We start from the raw sequence: 15,687 nt of genomic DNA, 5'->3' as shown, positions 1-15,687 counted from the left end.
CGGGGGCGTCAGGCCCCCGTACCCCCGGGGGAAAGGGGTGTGCGGTCCGCGCCAGTCTACCGAGCAGGGGTGCCCTGACCGGCGCTTTCCATATGATGAGACGGGCGTTTCAGCACGTGGAAGCCGGTGGGGGCGGTTCCACCGGCAGGTCTGCGGGGCTTTCGGCGCGGTTCCGAAGAATCCCCGGACGAATGCCCGGTGCTGCGGCCGGATTTCTTTTCCGGTCGGATTGCTGAGGCATTCGTCACATGCGCCGATCGCCCGGCGGCGGACGCCGTTCGGCGAGCACCGCTCAGCACCGCTCAGCACCGCTCAGCACCGCGGCCGGGGGTAGGCCGGGGTTCAGCCGGGGACCCGGCGGTCCGGCTAGCGGCCGAGGCCGAGCTCGGCCGCCATCAGGTCGCCCGCCTGCTGCTCCAGCTGCTCGTCGGTGAGCCCGTCGTCGTCGGTGTCCGCGCCGTCCGGCGCCGCACCGAGCGGGCTGTCCAGCCGGACGTGGGCGATCAACGATTGCAGCGCCCGCAGCACCGCCGTACAGGTCGTGCCCCAGTTGGAGAGGTACGAGAACTGCCACCACCACAGCGCCTCGCTGACCCGGCCCTCGCGGTAGTGGGTCAGGCCGTGCTGGAGCTCGCTGACCACACCGGCCAGGTCGTCCGAGATCCGGAAGGCGTTCGGCTTCTCCGGCGGGCCGTACGGGTCGAAGACCTCGTGGTAGACGTCGATCGGCGCGAGCAGCCCGGCCAGGCGCTCGCGCAGCTGCTCGCCGTCCGGCTCGGGCCCGGCGTCGGGCTCGAAGCGGTCCTCCGGGACGACGTCCTCGATGGCGCCCAGCCGGCCGCCGGCCAGCAGCAGCTGCGAGACCTCCAGGAGCAGCAGCGAGACCGCGCTGCCCGGTTCGTCGCCCTTGGCGACCTCGGTGACGGCGAGCACGAAGCTCTCCACCGAGTCGGCGATCTGCACGGCGAAGTCGTCCGGCTCGGAGCCGTGGCCGTGGGTGTGCGGGGCACCACCGTGCAGGGCGGTGCCGTGCGGGGCGTGGCCCCCGGGCTCCGTGTGGGACTGCGGGCCGTGGGGCTGCTGGTTGATCGTCCGGTCAGACATCGAGCAGTCGTCTCCCTTCGAAGGCGCGACCGAGGGTGACCTCGTCCGCGTACTCCAGGTCCCCGCCGACGGGCAGTCCGCTCGCCAGCCGGGTCACCTTCAGGCCCATCGGCTTGCAGAGCCGGGCCAGATAGGTGGCGGTCGCCTCCCCCTCCAGGTTGGGGTCGGTGGCCAGGATCAGCTCGGTGACCGTGCCGTCCGCGAGGCGTGCGAGCAGCTCGCGGATCCGCAGGTCGTCCGGGCCGACGCCCTCGATGGGGCTGATCGCGCCGCCCAGCACGTGGTAGCGGCCGCGGAACTCGCGGGTGCGCTCGATGGCGACGACGTCCTTGGGCTCCTCGACCACGCAGATGACGGCGAGGTCGCGACGCGGGTCCAGGCAGACCCGGCACTGCTCGGCCTCCGCGACGTTGCCGCAGACCGCGCAGAAGCGGACCTTGTCCTTGACCTCCAGCAGCGCGTGCGCCAGCCGGCGCACGTCGACCGGGTCGGACTGCAGCACGTGGAAGGCGATCCGCTGGGCGCTCTTGGGCCCGACGCCGGGCAGCCTGCCCAGTTCGTCGATCAGGTCCTGAACCACGCCCTCGTACAACGTCGCGCCTTCCCTCGGATGGTCGGTGGTGCTCCGGTGCCATCATCCAACGAATCGGGCGTCGGACACACCGGCCGACGCCCGACTCCCATCGAAATCACATGGAACCGTCGTCTGAACTCCAGACCGTCCGGCCCCGTCGGGACCGTCCGGCCCCGTCGAGACCGTCCGGTGCGGTCAGGACCCGTCGGTCCCGTCCGAACGGTCCGGTGCGGTCAGAACGGCAGACCGGGGATCCCGCCGCCCATCCCCTGGGTGAGCGGACCCATCCGCTCGGCCTGCATCTTCTGGGCCGCCTGGTTGGCGTCCCGGACGGCCGCCAGGATCAGGTCGGCCAGCGTCTCGGTGTCCTCGGGGTCGACCGCGGCCGGGGCGATGGACAGCGCCACCAGCTCGCCCGAGCCCGTCACCGTCGCCTCGACCAGGCCGCCGCCGGCCGTACCGTTCACCTTCGCCTCGGCCAGCTCCTGCTGGGCCTTCGCGAGCTCCTGCTGCATCTTCTGCGCCTGCTTGAGCAGCTGCTGCATGTTGGGCTGACCACCACCGGGGAACACGGCTCACTCCTTGCTGTCACGCGGTCGTTCGTTCGTCACGTCGAGCCTACGGGCCCGGGGCCCGCTCAGTTGCCGCGGTGGTGGATCTCCTCCAGCACCGTGGCACCCAGCTCGCGGATGATCAGCTCCTGGCCGGAGAACGCCTCCTCGTTGAGGTCCGGGTCGTCCTCCTCCGGGATGTCGTCCTCCGGAGCCACCGACTGCACCGGCCGGGCCGGGGGCGCCGCCACCGGCGGCGGGGCCTGCACCGGCGCGGGGGCCGGGGCCTGCACCCGGGCCTGGGCGGGGGGCTGGGGCGCCGACGGGGCCGGGGCGGGCTGCGGGGCCTGCGGAGCCGGCTGCACCGGGGCGGGCGCGGCCACCGGCGGCGCGGCGGCCGCCGGCCTGGCCGGGGCACCCCAGCCGCCGCCGGACGGGGCGGCGGCGGCCGGAGCGGCCCCCGCGCCCGTGCCGCCGGACGGGTCGACGATGCACTCGATCCGCCAGTCCACGCCCAAGGCGTCGGACAGCGCCTGGCGCAGCACGTCGTCGCTGTTGCTGCCGACGAAGCTGTCCCGGGCGCCCGCGTTGATGAACGAGACCTGGAGCGTGCTGCCGTCGAACCCGGCCACCTGGCCGTTCTGGCTCAGCAGGATCCAGGTGAAACGGCGGCGGTTCTTCACCGCCTCCAGGATCTGCGGCCACAGCTGCCGGACCTGCCCCGCGCCCTGCTGGGCAGCGGCGGAGGGCTGGCCGCCGGGCGCGGCGGCCGGCGGCGTGGCGGCGACGGGCTGCGGGGCCGGCTGAGCCGGTGGGGCCGACTGGGCGGGCTGGGCGGGCTGGGCGGACTGGGCGGACTGGGCCGACGGCGGAGCCGGTGCGGCCTGCGGCTGCGGAGCGGCGGGGGCCGGGGCACCGCCGGCGGGCGGGAAGCTGCGCGGGATCGGCCAAGCGCCCGGCGCGGGCCCGGCGGGGGCCGCCGGCGGAGCCGCCTGGACGGGGGCCGGGGCGACCGCGACCGGGGCGGCGACGGGCGGTGCGGCGACAGGCGGTGCGGCGACGGGAGCGGGCACCGGGGCGGGCGCCTCCATCGGCGGGGCCGCCGGGACGGCCACCGGAGCGCCCATCGGCGCCGCCCCGGCCATGCCTGCCGTGCCTGCCATAGCGCCCGGCGCGGCGAAGCCGCCCGCGGCCGCCCGGCGTTCCAGCTTGTCCAGCCGCGCCTGGAGCGACAGCTCGTCGCTGTAGGCGCCCGGCAGCATCACCCGGGCGCAGATCAGCTCCAGCTGGAGCCGCGGCGCCGCGTTGCCGCGCATCTCGGTCAGCCCGGTGTTGACGATGTCGGCGGCCCGGCTCAGCTCGGCCGCGCCGAAGGCGTCCGCCTGCGCCTGCATCACCGCGACCCGGTCCGCCGGCGCGTCGATCAGCCCCTTCTCCCCCGCCTCCGGCACGGTGGCGAGGATCACCAGGTCGCGCAGCCGCTCCAGCAGGTCGGTGACGAAGCGGCGCGGGTCGTGCCCGCCCTCGACCACCCGGTCGATCACCTGGAACACCGTCGCCCCGTCGTGCGCGGCGAAGGCGTCCACCACCTCGTCCAGCAGCGCCGAGTCGGTGTACCCGAGCAGCGCCGTCGCCATCTGGTACGTCACGCCGCCCTCGGCGGCACCGGCCAGCAGCTGGTCCATGACCGACATCGAGTCACGCACCGAGCCCGCGCCGGCCCGCACCACCAGCGGGAACACCGGGTCCTCGACCTGGATGCCCTCACGGCCGCAGACGTCCGCCAGGTAGTCGCGCAGCGTGCCGGGCGGGACCAGCCGGAACGGGTAGTGGTGGGTCCGGGACCGGATCGTCCCGATCACCTTCTCCGGCTCGGTGGTCGCGAAGATGAACTTGAGGTGCTCCGGCGGCTCCTCGACCACCTTGAGCAGCGCGTTGAACCCGGCCGAGGTCACCATGTGCGCCTCGTCCAGGATGAAGATCTTGTACCGGCTGTGCACCGGCGCGAAGAAGGCCCGCTCGCGCAGCTCGCGCGCGTCGTCCACACCACCGTGCGAGGCGGCGTCGATCTCGATCACGTCGATCGAGCCGGGCCCGCCGGTCGCGAGGTCCTGGCAGGACTGGCACTCCCCGCAGGGCGTCGGGGTCGGCCCCTGCTCACAGTTCAGGCAGCGGGCCAGGATGCGCGCACTCGTCGTCTTTCCACAGCCGCGCGGCCCGCTGAACAGGTACGCGTGGTTGACCCTGTTGTTGCGCAGGGCCTGCTGGAGCGGGGCGGTCACGTGCTCCTGCCCGATGACCTCCGCGAAGGTCTCGGGGCGGTAGCGGCGGTACAGGGCTAGGGACACACCCCCGACGATATCGGGACGGACCGACAAACGCGTCGCCCCTTCACCCCGGGCCCCCGGCTCCGCCCGCTCCACGGGCCCTGCGGGCGCTGTGGGCACCGCGGGCGCTGCGGGTCCCGTACGGCGCCCGGGAACGCAAAGACCCCCCGTGCACCCGCCAGAGCCCTCCTACCCTTGCTGCCTTCCGGCCCTGGGGGGGTTCAGAGAGATGACGCCACACGAGGGGCTGACCCCCACACTACCGGATCCGGGCCCCGACGATCCACAGGCCACCCCCACCCTCCGGCCTGCGGGATAGCTGGTCGCGAGCACCCCGAAACATGTACTAAGCTCTCCCACGGAGGATTCGCCTAGAGGCCTAGGGCGCACGCTTGGAAAGCGTGTTGGGGGCAACCCCTCACGAGTTCGAATCTCGTATCCTCCGCCTCTGCCCGCCAGGGCAGCTCGAAGGCCCCGACCGTTCCCGGTCGGGGCCTTCGTCATTCTCCGTCTCCGTCGGCCCTTTCAGGGCCGCCCTTCCGGTGCGTCGGCCGGGCGGCCTCGACGGAACAGCTTGATCAGCTCGTCCGGGAGCGGGATCGGTCGGCGACCGGCCCGAGACTTCGTGTCCTCGGTCTCGCGTCGCACCCGCACGCACTGAGGGCAGCAGCCCGCCTTCCGACCACCGTCACCGCCGCACATGCCTGCCGGTCCCCGCAATCGGTTCGACCCGCCGGGCTTGTCACCGGCCGAGTGCGGCCGCGGAGAACCAGGGGTTGCCGCCGAGGACCCACACCGACACGCGGGTGACGCCCAGTTCCTTGAGCACGGCGAGCTTGGCGTCCATGCCTGCCTGGTCGGTGTAGTCGTAGAGCGTGCCGTGGTCACTCCAGCGGACCTCGCCGGAGCCGGCGTCCCGGCGGGCGGCCACCGTGGCGGGGTCGTCGCTGTAACCGGCCTGCTTGCGGATGTCGGCGACGGGCACGCTGTCCTTGATCTTGCCGGTGTCGCAGGGGTCGGGCGCGCTGAAACCGTACGATGCCAGGCCGATGACCAGCCGGTCGGGGTCCGGCACCTTGGACTGGGCGAACTTGACGCCGTCGCGGACCCAGTCGTGGGGCGAGATGGCCAGGCACTGGCCGCCGGTGGTGTTGAACATCCGGCCGTAGTCCATGATGACCAACTGGTCGGCCCCGGCCGTCATCAGCGCGGTGTAGTTGAACGGCGAGTCGCCGTCCCGGACCTCGACGGGGCCGTCGATCTGGAGGCGCAGCCCGGTCGAGTGGAGGCTGCGGGCCAGCTCCGAGATGAATGCCTCGTAGCCGCGCTCGTCGTCCTGGGACCAGTTCCAGAAGTCCTCGAAGTCGATGTCCACGCCGGTGAAGCCGATCTTCTGGGTGAACTGCGTGAGCTGCGAGACGGCTTCGGTCCGGCGCGCGGGATCGTTGACGAGAGCGGCGACGGTGGGCCGGTCCATGGCCGAGACGGAGACGTACTGGGCTGCCGAGTGCGCCTTGATGTCGGCCGCGGCGACGTCGCTGAAGCCGTTGCAGGGCAGGTTGTCGGCGGTCTGCTGGACCAGTCCGCCGTCCTTGCCGACCTGCCAGTACTCCGCTTTGAGGACGCCGTCGCGCAGCCGGCCGTCCCTGTACTCCGCCGGCGCCTGGCACGTGGGCTCGCCGGTCGAGCCCGGGTATACCCACGCCTCCAGCGCCGGTGTCGTGCGCTTCGGGCCGTCGCCGCTCGGCGTGCCCGCCGGAGTCCCTCCGCTGGGAGCGGGGTTGATCGGATTTCCCGGATCTCCGGGGCTCGTGACCGAGGAGGACGACGGGCTGGGCTGTGCCGACGAAGCGGAGGAGGACGACGGGCTGGGTCCTGCCGACGAGGCCGAGTCGGCGGCCGCCCCGAGCTCATGGCCGGTGCAGGCGGCAAGTCCGAGTGCCAGGGCCGCCGCAACGGCCGCTCGAAGAGCGGTGCCCGACATGCGCGGGCGTGGTCGGTGACTGCTGGACATCAGGTCCTTTGGTCCTTTCACGGATGGTGATGGTCGGTCCGCTCCTCGCCCAGGGCTCAAGAAGAGGAGGTGTGGCGTCGATCGGTCCTGCACTCGGACCCGGCGAACGCCACCGGCCCGCCCGGCTGCCCGAGCACGCGGCGGGTCGGCGGGGGCGCTTCACGGAGATCGTTTCGCATGGTGCACAAGCCTGGACGAAGCATCCTGAGAATTCGATGAGGCCGCCGCCGCGCGGTTGCAGTTCTGGTTGCGTTCACCGCTGTCCAGCGCCGTTCACAACCCGGCCAGTGCGCCGATCCGCCGCAGGTCAGGATGCCTGTGGTCGTCCCCGGACGTCCAGATGGACAGTTGGAAAGCGTGTTGCGGGCAACCCCTCACGAGTTCGAATCTCGCATCCTCCGCCGGCAGAAGGCCCGGACCGCATCACGCGGTCCGGGCCTTCGTCGTTCGCCCTCTGGCTCGCATCGATGGATGTACGTTATTCTGTACGTCATGAAGACGATGAGTGCCACCGAGCTCCGCGGCAACCTCGCCGCCGCGCTCGATGCCGTCGAGAGCGACGCCGAAGAACTCGTCATCACTCGCGCCGGCCACGAGCCGCTGGTGGTCGTCTCCCTGGCCGAGTACGCCTCGCTCCGCGAGACCGACTACCTGCTGCGCTCCCCGGCCAACGCCGATCACCTCCGGCGCTCCCTGCAGGAGTACCGGGAGGGCCGGGCAGTGGCCCGCGAACTGATCGACCCCGAAGACCTTGCCGAGCAGAGCCCGTGAAGGTCCAGTTCACCGAGCGCGGCTGGAGCGACTACCTGTCGTGGCAGGCCGACGACCGCCGCCTCCTCAAGCGCATCAACCTGCTGATCGACGACGTCCGCCGGAACGGCAACGACGGCATCGGGAAACCCGAGCCCTTGCGACACGAGCTAGCCGGGGCGTGGTCCCGCCGGATCGATCAGGAGCACCGGCTGGTCTACGTCCTTGACGAGCAGGCCGACACCCTGTGCGTCATCGCATGCCGTTACCACTACGGCACGTAGGGCCGGAGATCCGCTGGGAGACCCGCGCGCGGGAAGGCACGTTGGGGGCGACCCCTCACGAGTTCGGGTCTCGGATCCTCCGCCTTCTGCCCGCCGGGGCAGCTCGAAGGCCCCGACCGGTTCGCCGGTCGGGGCCTTCGTCGTTTTCGGGGGCGGGACAGGGAGTCGGGGCTGCGGTCAGAAGCCGGTGAGGGTGGTCTTGCCGATGGTGGTGCCGGATTCCTGGAGGCGGTGTGCCTCGCGGAGGTTGGCGGCGGTGACCGGGCCGAGGTCGCGGGTGGCGGTGGTGGTGAGGCGGCCGGCGTCGACCAGCCGGGCGACCTCGGTGAGGATGCGGTGCTGCGCCGCCTGGTCCGGGGTCGCGAACATCGAGCGGGTGAACATGAACTCCCAGTGGAAGGAGATGCTCTTGGCCTTGAGCGCGCCGACCGGGAGGGTGTCGAAGTCGTCGATGGCGACGATCCGGCCGAAGGGCCTGAGGGCTTCGGCGTAGGCGGGCAGGTTGCGGTCGGTGCCGACGGTGCCGAAGACGTGGTCGACGCCGTCCGGTGCCGTCACGGCCAACTGCGGGAGCAGGGGCTGCCGGTGGTCGATCACGTGGTGGGCGCCCATCCGGCGGGCGAAGGCGGTGGTCTCGGGGCGGGAGGCGGTGCCGATCACGGTCAGGCCGGTGAGGGCGCGGGCGAGTTGGACGACGAGGGCCCCGACGCCGCCCGCGGCGGCGGTGACCAGCAGGGTGCCGGTCTGCTCCGGGGCGTCGGGTCGCAGGCCCAGGCGTTCGAACAGGCCCTCCCAGGCGGTCAGCGCGGTGAGCGGGAGGGCCGCGGCCTCGGTGAAGGAGAGGGTGGCCGGCTTGGGGCCGACCAGTCGCTCGTCGACCGCGTGGAAGCGGGCGTTGGTGCCCGGGCGGTCGAGTGCGCCGGCGTAGTAGACGTGGTCGCCGGGCCGGAAGAGGGTCACCTGCTCGCCGACCGCGACCACCGTTCCGGCGGCGTCCCAGCCGAGCACACGGGGCTCGCCGCCCGGGTCGGCGTTCTGCCGGACCTTGTGGTCGACCGGGTTGACGGCGACGGCCTCCACCCGGACCAGCAGGTCGCGCGGGCCGGGCTCGGGGACGGGGAGCCGGAGGTCCTCCAGGGCGGCCGGGTCGTCGATCGGCAGGCTGGTGCGGTAGGCGACGGCGGGCATGGTGGGAGTGATGGCGGGGGTGGCGGGCGCGGGGGCAGGGGCGGCGGGCGTGCGGTCGGTGGTCACGGTGTCTCCGGGTGGTGGGTGGCGAGGTAGCGGTCGGCGGCCTGGAGGGGGGTGAGGCCGTCGGCGTTGATCCAGGTGTCGAGTTCCTCGACGCCGTCGTTGCCCAGGTCGAGCGTGTCGAGACGGGCCAGGGCGGCGGGGTGGATGCGGTCGAGGCTCGCCCGGTGGACGACCGGGCGGGCGGCGTCCACGCTGCCCAGCAGTCCCTTCGGCTCGACCAGCGGTCGCAGGCCGTGCCGGCGGTTGAGGTACTGGGGGCGCCACAGCGGGATCACGAACCACTCGCGGTCGGCCAGTCCCTGTTCGACCCGGGCGATGAAGCCGGCCTCCGTTCCCGGGGCGAAGCCGTAGCCGGCGCGGTCGAGGCCGTAGGCGGTGATCATCCGGGCGGAGAAGCGGCTGATGCCGGCACCGGGGTTGATGCCGTCGACGGTGCGGGTCATCCGGGCGGCGACCTCGGGCCGGGTGAGGTCGGCGACCTCGCGCACCTCGTCGGCGGGCACGTACGGGGGCACCGCCCACACGCAGTACGGGTGGTAGTGCGGGGCCAGCAGGTGCACCCGGTCGCGGTAGCCGGAGAGGTAGGTGTCGTGGCTGGACGGCAGCCAGGCCGAGACCAGGACGTCGACCCGGCCGTCCTGCTGGAGCCGGAAGAGCTGCTCGTGCGGGGCCTCGACGCTCTCGACCCGGTGGCCGTGCGCCTCCAGCACCCGACGGGTGACGGCCGCGGCGGCGCGGTGGAAGGACAGGGCGATGTTGCCCACGGTGATCGTCGTGCTCACGGTGTCTCCGATCGGGGGTGGAGCGCCCCGCGCAGCGTCGAGGCGATCAGGTCGAGCGCGGACCGGGCGGCAGCCGTCCCGCGCAGCGCGTCGAGGACGACGAAGCCGTGGACCGTGCCCTGGTAGCGCACGCAGGCCACCGGCACGCCGGCCGCACGGAGCCCGGCCGCGTAGGCCTCGCCCTCGTCCCGGAGCGGATCGACCTCGGCGGTGACCACCAAGGCCGGTGGCAGGCCGACCAGTTGACCGGGTTCCGCGTTCAGCGGCGCCGCAGCCGGCTCGCTCCGCCGGGCCGGGTCGGGCAGGTACTGCTGCCAGAGCCAGCGCAGGTAGTCGGCGGTCTGGAAGCCGCCGCGGGCGAACTGCCGGTAGGACGGGGTGTCGCAGTCCGCCGACAGGGGCGGGTGGATCAGGACCTGGTGGCGGAAGGAGAACCCGCCGTGCTGTCCGGCCTCCAGGGTCAGCGCCGCCGCCAGGTTGCCGCCCGCGCTGTCCCCGGCCACCGCCGTCCGGTCCGGGTCCAGCCCGTGCCCGGCGCCGTGGTCGGCCACCCAGCGGGCCACCGCGCGGGCCTCGCGCAGTGCGGCGGGGTAGGGGGCCTCCGGGGCGAGCCGGTAGTCCACGAAGACCACGGCCGCCTCCGCCCGGGTCGCCAACTCCCGTACCAGGCGGTCGTGGCTCGCCGTTCCGCCGGCCACCCAGCCCCCGCCGTGCAGGTAGAGGATCACCGGCAGCGGCGCGGCGGGCCGGGGTGGCGCGGCGGGCGCCGGAGGTCGTACCAGGCGGACGCGCACCGGTCCGTCGGGGCCGGGGACGGAGAGGTCCTCGATGCGGGCAGCGGGGCGCTCGACCGGACCGGACTGGGCCCGGTCCAGCCGGGCGCGGAGCTCGGACAGCGGCAGCCGGCGGGGGTCGGGCCCGGCGGCCGCCTCCTCGACGAGCGCGCGGGCGGCGGGGTCGAGGACCGGCACGGGTGGGTGGGGTGGTGGCTGGGGCACGGGGTTCCTCCGGGGGCCGGGCGGACGGGCGGGCGGACGGGCCGGGCGGACTTGTGGCCGCCCGCCCGGGTGCCCGCCCGGCGGGTGGTCAGGCCTGCGGCAGCTGGAGCGGGACCAGCGGGATCACCGATTCGGCCTCGATCAGACCCGCCGCCACCGCCGGGAAGGTCGCGAAGATCGCGCGCGCCTCCTCGACCGTCGCGGCGTCCAGCACCAGCGCCGCGCCGACGAGGTCCGCGCGGTGGTAGCCGTGCACGATCACGCCCTGCTCGACCAGTTCGGCGGCGCGCGCCAGCTCGGCGTCGATGACCTTCGCGAAGTCGGCCTCGGTGGCGTGCTCGGCCGCCCTGAAGACCGCGAGAACAGCGGCACCGGATGCGTTCGACATGGCAGTAACTCCTCGTACGGGGGAAGTCGGCGAGTACTCGGAACCGCCCTCGCCTGCGACACCACCGATCCTGCGCGTCCGGCCGCCCATGCGTCCAAGGACTGTTTTCTATCCGACCCATAGGCTGGACGCATGCCAACGCTGCGACAGCTCGAATACCTGGTGACCATCGTCGACGAGGGCTCCTTCACCCGGGCGGCCGAGCGCCTGCACATCACCCAGCCCGGCCTCTCCCACCAGTTCCAGGCCCTCGAACGGGAGATCGGCGGCCCCCTGCTGGAGCGCCTCCCCCGCACCGTGCGCCCCACCCCCGCCGGCCGGGCCATGCTCCCGCACGCCCGCGCCGCCCTCGCCGAGGCCGAACGCGCCACCACCGCCGCCCGCCGGACCGCCGGGCTCGCCACCGGTGAGCTGCACCTCGCCACCCTCTACTCGATCAGCTACGGCCTGCTGCCCGCCGCCCTGGGCGCCTGGCGCGACCACCACCCGGGCGTGCGGGTCCGGCTGTTCGAGCACCGGCGGGCGGAGGAACTGGCCGCGGCCATGACGGCCGGTCAGGCCGATGTCGCGGTCGGGCCGCCGCCGGCCGGCTGGGAGGGGCCGGTGCGCCACCTCGGCACCGAGGAGTTCCTGGTCGTCACCCGCGCCGACGACCCGGCAGCCCGCTCCGAGCACGCGCCGGAGGTCCGGCTGGCCGACCTCGCCGAACGGGAATGGGTGCACTTCACCCCCGACAGCGGCCTGGCCGACCTGCTCGACCAGGCCTGCGCCGCGGCGGGCTTCCGCCCCCGGGTGGCCGTCCGCACCGAGCAGGCCCCGGCGGCGGCCAACTACGCCGCCACCGGCCTCGGCCCCTCCCTCGTCCCCGCCAACACCATCCCGCCGCACTTCGCCGGCGCCGTCCTGCGGCCGCAGCCACCGGTCAGCCGCCCGCTGACCGCGTACACCCGCACCACGCCGGATCCGGTGACCGGCGCCCTCCTCGAAGTCCTCACGGACCAGCGGCTGTTGACGCCGCGGCACGTCCGGTCGCGACTCCGCCCGGCGCCGTCGGGACGGCCGGCGACGGCGCAGTAGTCCGCAGCCCGCAGCGGCGCCGGGGCCCAGGACTCCGCGGCCCGCAACAGCCCGCAGATCAGGACTCCACGGCTCAGGGCTCCACGGCTCAGGACTCCGCGAACGGGCCGGTGGCGACGAAGCGGTGGAGCTGGCGGGCGAACGCCCGAGCCTCGCCGGGCGGCCAGGAGGCGAGGGACTCCTCGATGTGGGCGGCGAGGCGCTCCCGGGTGGCGTCGACGGCCCGGCGCCCGGTGTCGGTCAGGGCGAGCAGGGTGGCACGGCGGTCGGCGGGGTCGGGGTCGCGGCGCAGCAGGCCGGCCTCCTCCAGGCGGGTGGCGCGGCGGGTGACGCCGGAGCGGTCCAGGCCGATCTCACCGGCCAGGTCGGCGGCGCTGAGCGGGCCGGTGCGGGCGAGGCCGCTGAGGACGGGGTAGGTGGCCTCGTCCACGGCCGGACCCAGGCCTTCGGTCAGGCGCCGGTACAGCTGGGCGCGGGTGCCGCGCTTGAGCAGTGCCCCCAGGGCGTCGGCGATCTCGTGTCCCACTTCCGCGTCGTTCGGCATGGGTCCAGTTTAGCGTGCGCAGCGCACGCATTTCGTAGTACGGTGCAGATGCGTGCTCAACGCACGCTTTTTCACCGACCGCACCACCCACGACCAAGGGGACACCCATGACCACCGAGACCGCCCGCCCCGACATCGCCGCCGCCCTCACCGACCTGCTCTTCACCCCCGGCCTGGACCTGGCCGAGGCCATCGACCGGCACTTCACCCCCGACTACCGCCAGCGCACCGACGGCCGCTGGGACGACCACGCGGAGTTCACCACCCACATCGCCCACCTGCGCACCGTCGTCGCGGGCGGCGAGATCCGCGTCCTGGACGAACTCCTCCAGGGCGACCGCTACGCCGACCGCCACATCGTCGACGTCCGCAAGACCGACGGCACCACCGTGCGCATGGAGGTCTACCTGTTCGCCGCGCTCGCCGCCGACGGCCGGTTCCGCCGCATCGAGGAGACCACCCTGATGCTCCAGGGCGCCGAAGCCGACCGGAACCTCGGCAGCGCCCGCTGATCGAAGCCGCCCGCCGGTCCCTCCGCCCCAGGGGCCATCATGGGGGGAGCAGACGTGAGGGGCGGCGAAGTGGCTGACAGCGAATCCATCGGGTTGGACCCGGAGCTCCGGCCGGAGGGCGGGGGCTCCGGGGAGCCGGGTACGGGCGCAGCGCCCGGGGCGGGGGCGAGGCGGCGGCTGCCGTTGCGGCGGCTGGCCGTGCTCGTGCTCGTCCTCGTGCTGCTGTGCCTCCCGCCCTGGTGGACGCTGTTCGCCGCCGCCGGCTGGCCGTCCCCGGTGCTCCTGATCGGCGCACTGGTGCTGGTCGGCTGGATGGTGTCGTTCCCGTTCCTCATGGTCGCGGGCCACGGCCGGCGACGGAACGACCGGGCCGCGCGGATCGCGGACACCAGCCTCGGCGTGATCTGGGTGCTGTTCACCTGGTCCGTACTGGGCGGCCTGGTGGACCTGGTGCTCGGCGGGCTCGACCTCGGCGGCACCGGCCGGGCCAGGGGCGTGGCCCTGGCGGTGGCCGTGGTCGCGGCCGTGCTGCTGGGCTGGGGGCACCACGAGGCGATGCGGGTGCCCCGGGTGCGGCGGCTGGACGTCCACCTGCCGCGGCTCGGCGCCGGTCTGGACGGCACCCGGGTCGTGGTGCTGGCCGACACCCACTACGGGCCGATCGACCGGGCCGACTGGTCGGCCCGGGTCACCGAGGCGGTCAACGCGCTGGACGCCGACGTCGTCGTCCACGCCGGGGACATCGCCGACGGCACCCCCGCCCAGCGCCGCGAGCAGTCCGCGCCGCTCGGCACGATCCGCTCCCGGCTGGCCAAGGTCTACGTCACCGGGAACCACGAGTACGGCAGTGAGGCCCAGGGCTGGCTGGACCGGATGGCCGACCTGGGCTGGGAGCCGCTGCACAACCGCCACGTCGTGGTGGAACGCGGCGGGGACCAGCTGGTCCTGGCCGGCGTCGACGACGTGACCGCGGCGCACTCCGGCCTGGCCGGACACCGCGCCGACCTGGCGGACGCGCTGGCCGGGGCGGACCCGGCACTGCCCGTCCTGCTGGTCGCCCACCAGCCCAAGTACGTGCCCGAGGCCGCGGCCGCCGGCATCGACCTGCAGATCTCCGGGCACACCCACGGCGGGCAGATCTGGCCGTTCAACTTCCTCGTCCGGATCGACCAGCCGGTGGTGCACGGCCTGAGCCGGCACGGCGAGCGGACCCAGCTCTACACCAGCCGGGGCACCGGCTTCTGGGGGCCTCCCTTCCGCGTCTTCGCGCCGAGCGAGATCACCCTGCTCACGCTGCGCACGGGCGCGGCGTAGCGGAGGAGGAAGGCCGCAGGGGACCGGACCCCGCCGGCCCCGCCGGCCCCGCCGGACACCGACTCGTGTCGGCTCCGGCCGACGGCCGCCACACGACCATCACAACTCGACAACGGACCGTCACGGAACCGGACCGGTCTGGAAGGCTGGCGCCCTCGGCGAACCATCGAAGGACACCAATCGCATGGGCTTCTCCTCCCGCAAGAGCTTCAAGGCGGGCCCGTTCCGCGTCACCGCCTCCAAGTCGGGCCTCAGCTACTCGGCCGGCGTGAAGGGCGCCCGGGTGACCAGACGGAGCGACGGGCGGGTACAGACGACCCTCTCCGTCCCCGGCACCGGCCTGCGCCACTCCACCACCAGCGGCGGCACGTCGCGGTCGACGACGGACGGCTCGCACGCGACGGCCGCCCCGACCTCCGCCCCGGCCTCCGCCCCGACGGGTCGCCAACGGCGCCCGGGCGCCTGGTACTTCCTGATCGTCCTGCTGTCGGCCGGGGTGCTCAGTGCGGTCCCGTTCGCCCACGCGGCCGCCCGGCTCCAGCGCAGGGACCTGTTGGTCCGCGCCGGGTGCTACGCCGCCGCCGTGGTGGTCTTCGGAGCGCTCTCCTCACTGGCCCCGAAGGACGCCCAGGGCCACGCGGTCGGGGCCGGCGGCAACCTGCTGAGCGGCCTTTCCGTCCTGCTGCTCATCGCCACGATCGTGACGGCCTGCTACCAGCTGGTGCCGCTCCGCCGCGAGGTCTTCGGCCTCGCCGCCGGACCGGCACAGCCGGCCCACCCCGCGACGGCCGATCCGGTGGTCGCCGCCCGGCTCGCCGCCCGCGCCCGCCGCGACGAAGCGCGGTCACTGGCGCAGACCGACCCGGTGCTGGCCCGCGACCTCCACATCGGGCGCCCCGACCTGTCGCGCGAGTACGACGACGGCGGTCTCATCGACCTCAACCACGCACCGGCCGTCGCCATCGCCGAGGCCTGCTCGATCGAACCCGCCCCGGCCCAAAGGATCGTGGCGGCGCGACAGGAACTCGGCTCCTTCGGGTCGCTCGACGAGGTGTTCGTCTTCGCCCGGATCGAGGACGGCACTGCGGCGCTGATCCGCGAGTACGCGGTCCTGCTCCCGAGGTGACCGACTGAGAACCCCGAGGGCCCGGACCACTGCGGCAGTGGTCCGGGCCCTCGGGGGTGTGGGGCGGCGGCCCCGGGTAGCGCGGCGG

Annotated in this window: 16 protein-coding genes, 1 tRNA gene and 1 other RNA gene; 7 read left to right on the top strand and 11 right to left on the bottom strand. The window is 73.8% G+C overall.

Annotation, left to right across the window (positions count from 1 at the left end):
• Window positions 1-366: 366 nt before the first annotated feature.
• From AB0O91_RS10895 to ffs, 5 genes are all read right to left on the bottom strand, one after another.
• The gene (locus AB0O91_RS10895) at window positions 367-1,104 is read right to left on the bottom strand and encodes a DUF5063 domain-containing protein (RefSeq protein WP_363430180.1); all 738 of its coding nucleotides are present in this window, start codon (window positions 1,102-1,104) and stop codon (window positions 367-369) included.
• Window positions 1,097-1,696 carry a recombination mediator RecR gene (gene recR, locus AB0O91_RS10890; protein WP_030060035.1) on the bottom strand — a complete coding sequence of 200 codons (600 nt, stop codon included), beginning with the start codon at window positions 1,694-1,696 and terminating at the stop codon, window positions 1,097-1,099. The genes AB0O91_RS10895 and recR overlap by 8 nt, the downstream gene beginning before the upstream one ends.
• Window positions 1,697-1,911: 215 nt before the next feature.
• On the bottom strand, window positions 1,912-2,250 hold the full coding sequence (locus AB0O91_RS10885) for a YbaB/EbfC family nucleoid-associated protein (RefSeq protein ID WP_363430178.1): 339 nt from the start codon (window positions 2,248-2,250) through the stop codon (window positions 1,912-1,914).
• A gap of 65 nt (window positions 2,251-2,315) precedes the next feature.
• Window positions 2,316-4,577: a DNA polymerase III subunit gamma and tau gene (locus AB0O91_RS10880; RefSeq protein WP_363430176.1), complete on the bottom strand. Its 2,262-nt coding sequence runs from the start codon at window positions 4,575-4,577 to the stop codon at window positions 2,316-2,318.
• A 137-nt stretch (window positions 4,578-4,714) separates the two neighbouring features.
• Window positions 4,715-4,805: signal recognition particle sRNA small type (ffs, locus tag AB0O91_RS10875), an RNA gene on the bottom strand.
• Window positions 4,806-4,916: 111 nt separating this feature from the next.
• Here ffs and AB0O91_RS10870 point away from each other — a divergent pair.
• Window positions 4,917-5,001 (top strand) — tRNA-Ser (locus AB0O91_RS10870).
• Window positions 5,002-5,298: 297 nt separating this feature from the next.
• On the opposite strand, the gene AB0O91_RS10865 is transcribed toward AB0O91_RS10870, so the two are convergent.
• The gene (locus AB0O91_RS10865; protein WP_363430174.1) at window positions 5,299-6,540 is read right to left on the bottom strand and encodes a glycosyl hydrolase family 18 protein; all 1,242 of its coding nucleotides are present in this window, start codon (window positions 6,538-6,540) and stop codon (window positions 5,299-5,301) included.
• 522 nt (window positions 6,541-7,062) lie between these two features.
• On the opposite strand from AB0O91_RS10865, the gene AB0O91_RS10860 reads away from it, so the two are divergent.
• A complete protein-coding gene (locus tag AB0O91_RS10860) occupies window positions 7,063-7,341 on the top strand; it encodes a type II toxin-antitoxin system prevent-host-death family antitoxin (protein WP_363430172.1) in 279 nt (92 codons plus the stop codon).
• Entirely contained in the window at window positions 7,338-7,604 is a 267-nt protein-coding gene (locus AB0O91_RS10855; protein WP_363430170.1) for a Txe/YoeB family addiction module toxin, read from the top strand. Before AB0O91_RS10860 ends, AB0O91_RS10855 begins: the two co-directional genes overlap by 4 nt.
• A 177-nt stretch (window positions 7,605-7,781) precedes the next feature.
• Here the strand turns inward: AB0O91_RS10855 and AB0O91_RS10850 are convergent, their stop codons facing one another.
• From AB0O91_RS10850 to AB0O91_RS10835, 4 genes are all read right to left on the bottom strand, one after another.
• On the bottom strand, window positions 7,782-8,792 hold the full coding sequence (locus tag AB0O91_RS10850) for a zinc-binding alcohol dehydrogenase family protein (RefSeq protein WP_363430447.1): 1,011 nt from the start codon (window positions 8,790-8,792) through the stop codon (window positions 7,782-7,784).
• 62 nt (window positions 8,793-8,854) lie between these two features.
• Window positions 8,855-9,640, bottom strand: a complete 786-nt coding sequence (locus tag AB0O91_RS10845) for a glycine betaine ABC transporter substrate-binding protein (RefSeq protein ID WP_363430168.1) — start codon at window positions 9,638-9,640, stop codon at window positions 8,855-8,857.
• Window positions 9,637-10,638, bottom strand: a complete 1,002-nt coding sequence (locus AB0O91_RS10840; RefSeq protein WP_363430166.1) for an alpha/beta hydrolase — start codon at window positions 10,636-10,638, stop codon at window positions 9,637-9,639. Before AB0O91_RS10840 ends, AB0O91_RS10845 begins: the two co-directional genes overlap by 4 nt.
• Window positions 10,639-10,726: 88 nt before the next feature.
• On the bottom strand, window positions 10,727-11,026 hold the full coding sequence (locus AB0O91_RS10835; RefSeq protein ID WP_363430164.1) for a YciI family protein: 300 nt from the start codon (window positions 11,024-11,026) through the stop codon (window positions 10,727-10,729).
• Between the two features lie 132 nt (window positions 11,027-11,158).
• On the opposite strand from AB0O91_RS10835, the gene AB0O91_RS10830 reads away from it, so the two are divergent.
• Window positions 11,159-12,103: a LysR family transcriptional regulator gene (locus AB0O91_RS10830; RefSeq protein ID WP_363430162.1), complete on the top strand. Its 945-nt coding sequence runs from the start codon at window positions 11,159-11,161 to the stop codon at window positions 12,101-12,103.
• 88 nt (window positions 12,104-12,191) lie between these two features.
• On the opposite strand, the gene AB0O91_RS10825 is transcribed toward AB0O91_RS10830, so the two are convergent.
• Window positions 12,192-12,647, bottom strand: a complete 456-nt coding sequence (locus tag AB0O91_RS10825) for a MarR family transcriptional regulator (RefSeq protein WP_363430160.1) — start codon at window positions 12,645-12,647, stop codon at window positions 12,192-12,194.
• 107 nt (window positions 12,648-12,754) lie between these two features.
• Between AB0O91_RS10825 and AB0O91_RS10820 the strand changes: the two genes are divergently transcribed.
• The 3 genes from AB0O91_RS10820 to AB0O91_RS10810 all read left to right on the top strand — a co-directional run bounded on the left by AB0O91_RS10820 (window position 12,755) and on the right by AB0O91_RS10810 (window position 15,599).
• A complete protein-coding gene (locus tag AB0O91_RS10820; protein WP_363430158.1) occupies window positions 12,755-13,159 on the top strand; it encodes a nuclear transport factor 2 family protein in 405 nt (134 codons plus the stop codon).
• A 177-nt stretch (window positions 13,160-13,336) separates the two neighbouring features.
• Window positions 13,337-14,473 carry a metallophosphoesterase gene (locus AB0O91_RS10815; protein ID WP_363430444.1) on the top strand — a complete coding sequence of 379 codons (1,137 nt, stop codon included), beginning with the start codon at window positions 13,337-13,339 and terminating at the stop codon, window positions 14,471-14,473.
• Window positions 14,474-14,657: 184 nt separating this feature from the next.
• A complete protein-coding gene (locus AB0O91_RS10810) occupies window positions 14,658-15,599 on the top strand; it encodes a DUF4236 domain-containing protein (RefSeq protein ID WP_363430156.1) in 942 nt (313 codons plus the stop codon).
• Window positions 15,600-15,687 lie beyond the last annotated feature (88 nt).

Origin of the sequence: Kitasatospora sp. NPDC089797, from assembly GCF_040684795.1 — a bacterium.
Lineage (GTDB): Bacteria > Actinomycetota > Actinomycetes > Streptomycetales > Streptomycetaceae > Kitasatospora.
The sequence above is the reverse complement of the archived record's forward strand: the minus strand, read 5'-3'. Positions and strand labels throughout refer to the sequence as shown.